This is a genomic window from Embleya sp. NPDC005971 (assembly GCF_040629175.1).
Lineage (GTDB): Bacteria > Actinomycetota > Actinomycetes > Streptomycetales > Streptomycetaceae > Embleya.
The window spans coordinates 1-1,511 of the sequence record NZ_JBEXUX010000186.1 but is presented as its reverse complement, the minus strand read 5'-3'; the positions used below and the strand labels follow the sequence as shown (position 1 = coordinate 1,511).

At 66.4% G+C, this 1,511-nt stretch carries 1 protein-coding gene; it reads right to left on the bottom strand.

What is annotated here, in order from left to right; genetic code table 11:
• A partial coding sequence (locus ABZ374_RS48495; protein WP_360325249.1) for a (Fe-S)-binding protein occupies positions 1–1,511 on the bottom strand: 1,511 nt, incomplete at both ends.

Here is a 1,511-nt window from a genome sequence, read left to right as displayed (position 1 = left end):
TCGGTCGCCGGTGGTTCGGGGAGTTGCACGGATTGCAGGAGGAGTTGGGCCACGTCGACGACGCGGAGTTCCTCCTTGGCCTCGCCCGCCTGCTTCTTGGCGTTGATCGAGTCGGTGAACATCACCAGGCAGAACGGGCACGCCGTGGAGACGATGTCGGGCCCCAGGGAGAGGGCCTCGTCCATGCGCTCGTTGTTGATGCGCTTGCCGATGCGTTCCTCCATCCACATCCGCGCGCCGCCCGCACCACAGCAGAACCCGCGCTCGCGGTGCCGGTGCATCTCCTCGTTCCGCAACCCCGGCACCCGCGCGATGATCTCCCGCGGCGGCGTGTACACCTTGTTGTGCCGCCCCAGATAGCACGGGTCGTGATACGTGACCAGGCCCTCCACCGGCTCCACCGGGGTCAACCGGCCCTCGTCCAGCAGATGCTGCAGCAACTGCGTGTGGTGGATCACCTCGAAGTGCCCCTCCAACTGCGGGTACTCGTTGGCCAACGTGTTGAAACAATGCGGACACGTCGTCACGATCCGCTTGCGCGGCGCGTCCTCCAACGCCGCGTTCAACGTCGCCACGTTCCGCGCCGCCAACATCTGGAAGACCACCTCGGAACCCAACCGGCGCGCCGAGTCGCCCGTGCAGGACTCCTCCTTGCCCAGGATCCCGTACCGCACCCCGGCGATGTGCAACAACTCCGCGAACGCCTTCGTCGTCCTCTTCGGCCCGTCCGCCAACGCCCCCGCGCAACCCACCCAGTACAGGTACTCCAACTCCGCGGGCTCCACGTCCCGCCCGACGATCGGCACCTCGATCCCGGTCGCCTTTTTGAGTTCCTTCACCCAGTCCAGGCGGGCCTTGGTCGCCACGCCCCACGGGTTGCCCTTGTTCTCCAACCCCTTGAGCATCGTCGCCGCCTCGGAGGGGAACGCGCTCTCGATCAACACCTGGTACCGGCGCATGTCCACGATGTGGTCCACGTGCTCGATGTCCACCGGGCACTGCTCCACACACGCCCCGCACGTGGTGCACGACCACAACACGTCCGGGTCGATCACCCCGTTCTCCTCCGCCGTCCCCACCAACGGCCGCGCCGCCTCCGCCGACGCCGCCGCCGGAACCCGCGCCAACCGCTCCGGCGTCGCCTTCTCGTTGCCCTCGTCGTCGAGCCCGCCGCCCGCCAACAGATACGGCGCCTTCGCGTACGCGTGCTCCCGCAACGACATGATCAACAACTTCGGCGACAACGGCTTGCCCGTGTTCCACGCCGGACACTGCGACTGACACCGACCACACTCGGTACACGTCGAGAAGTCCAACAACCCCTTCCAGGTGAAATGCTCCACCTGCGAGACCCCGAACACCGCGTCGTCCGCAGGATCCTCGAAATCGATCACCACACCACCCGACCGCATCGGCTGCAACGCACCCAACGCGACCCCACCATCCGCCTCACGCTTGAAGTAGATGTTGAAGAACGCCAGGAACCGATGCCACGCAACACCCATGCTCGG